Annotated in this window: 1 protein-coding gene; it reads left to right on the top strand. The window is 64.9% G+C overall.

Annotated elements, in window-relative coordinates:
• Positions 1 to 795: 795 nt before the first annotated feature.
• Positions 796 to 2,464: fibro-slime domain-containing protein (locus tag JX283_RS08915; RefSeq protein ID WP_204830129.1), on the top strand; the 1,669-nt coding region annotated here is incomplete at its 3' end.

Raw genomic sequence — 2,464 nt, 5'->3', positions numbered from 1 at the left:
TCGGCGCTCTCCCTGCTGGGGGTGGTCGATGCGGACATGCTCGTCTTCGGCCTCGCCTTCGGCTTCCCGACGGGGGTCCCGTGGGCCTTCCTGGCCGTCGGGTTCTGCGGCGGCATGGCTGTCCCGAGGAGGTTCTGAGGGGCGCGGCGGCATCATAGCCACGGTGAACGGGCCCGTGCCTGCAGCCACGCTGCGGATGCGGGCCCGTTGCCGTGGTCTGGCGCCCCCTTGCGACACGGTCGCGAGGGGGCGCCTTTCCGTTGTCTTTTGTATGACGGTCCGGGCGCCCGGTCGCGAGGGGCGGCCGGGCGGGTCCTTGGGCTGGGGACGCCAAATATATCAATTCTAGCAACCAAAAGGTTCTAGGAGTCTGAAAGAGCGCCCTTTTCTTCTGCCGAGGCGGGGTCGGCCCCGCCGTGCCGCGCACAACCGTTTTCTACCTGCTGGTGCATGGGACATTGAGAACAATAGAGAAATCAATGCGGTTCTTGTTCCCATAAAGAGAATAAAAACAGTACTCAGGATTTGTAATCGGCAGTTTCTTTTTTTGACAGAATAACCGGGATTTACCAGCGATTACTTTTGGGTAACGCATTTCTACCCTCCATTATAACAAAAATAAAAATAAAAGATATGGTTCGCAACGTGGAGAGTTGCAGATTGAAATCAGTCTTAACGTGATAGCTTTCCAAGTACATTCGCAATCGATGGTCTGCAGGCCCTGGGCAAACGGGGTCGGGGCACCGCCTGCCACCTTTCTCGGCCGCGGGCGGCCCCGAGTGCAAGGAGGAACTCATGTTCGCGTTCAGACGAGACCGGAAACGGACCCTGCGGTTCCGGGCCGCACGGCGGGTCGTGGCTGCCGCCGCTGCCCTGGCCCTTGTGTTTCTCTCCCTCCTCCCGGCCGCACCGGCCCGGGCGGCGGTCGCCGAGGAGCTGGCCTCCCACGTGGTCCCGGGCCTCGACCCNGAGAACACCGTGGTGAATCTCTTCGACTACGACATGGGGCGCCTCGACGAGAGCACGGGTGACCTGCNCCGCNNCCTCCTCGAGACCGATGAGGNGTCGGTGTACGAGTGGTGGTTCGGGGGCAAGGAGGGCAAGAACANCAACAGCGGCCGCCNGCTCACCTTCGGCACNGGCANGAAAAGCTTCATGGGCAACTGGAACCAGGGCTCCGGATCGAGCCAGGGGCTGTTCTCCTACAACAACCCCGGCTTCCCGTTCATGGTCGCCNCGACCCTCTCCGAGGGCCAGCCGTCCCTGAGCGACCGCACCGACCCCGCCGGCTCGGTCCTCGTCGGCTACAACGGCAACCCGTCGGTCTACAAGGACGCCCAGCGCGGCNAGGCCGGCGATGGTGACCNCATCTTCGCCAGCNCCGGGGCCAGGAACGTCGCCACCGGCGTGCAGTACCTGGCGGACCACCTGGGCAAGTACGGCGACGCCGCCAAGGTCCAACAGGGCAACGGCTCCTTCGAGGGCGGGTCGCTCTCCGACGACCTGCTCTCCCTCGGCTACCTCTTCGACGGCTCCGACCAGCCGGGAAAGACGCGCTACGAGAACGTCACGGGCCTCTTCCAGCTCGACGACGAGGGCTATTACTACTACAACATGCGTNGCAACNTCGCCGAGTTCACCGAGGACGCCACCGAGGGCAGCGCCGGCCACTTCACCCTCTATGACGCCCCGGCCGTGAACGGCACCAACTCCGTGGGCGGCTTCTTCCCCTTCGACCCGGCCACCGAGGTGTTCCGCGTGGCCGACGGCAAGCTGGAGAACGCGGTCGCCGCGGACAACAGCAAGGAACACAACCTCAACCACCACCTGGGCATGACCGTGGAGACGGTGTTCCGCCAGCCCTCGGGGGGAACCATCGGCGACAACGGCGCCCCCATGACCTTCCAGTTCTCGGGCGACGACGACGTCTGGGTCTTCATCGACGACGTCCTCGTCCTCGACCTGGGCGGCATCCACTCCGAGCTCTTCGGCACCATCGACTTCGCCACCGGCGAGGTGCTCCTCGGTCCCTCCTATGGCACCAAGGGCATCCCGGAGGACCCCGCCGACTTCGCCGTTCGCAAGACCACCATCCGCCGCATGTTCGAGTACGCCCAGGACCCCGACGGCGCCTCCGACCCCTATGCGAGCCGGTCCTACACCCATTCCACCGATAACGGCTACGTCATCGAGGACGGGACGTGGCAGGGCGACGCCCCCGCGCGCACCGATACCGCCACCGTGGGCGGCGTCCGCTTCAACGGGGAGACCTTCGCCTCCGACACCGGCCACAGCCTCAAGATGTTCTACCTCGAGCGCGGCAACTACGACTCGTCGCTCTCCCTGCGCTTCAACCTCCAGCCCGAGCTCTTCCAGGAGGTCGTGAAGGTCGACCAGTACGGCAACCCCCTCGCGGGCGCCGAGTTCGACCTCTACGCCGCCCGGCCCCCCGACAGCTCCGTCC

The organism is Olsenella sp. CU969 (assembly GCF_905219715.1).
GTDB classification, from domain to species: Bacteria; Actinomycetota; Coriobacteriia; order Coriobacteriales; family Atopobiaceae; genus Granulimonas; species Granulimonas faecalis.
Note: the sequence above shows the minus strand (reverse complement) of the source record. Positions and strands in the feature narration are given on the sequence as shown.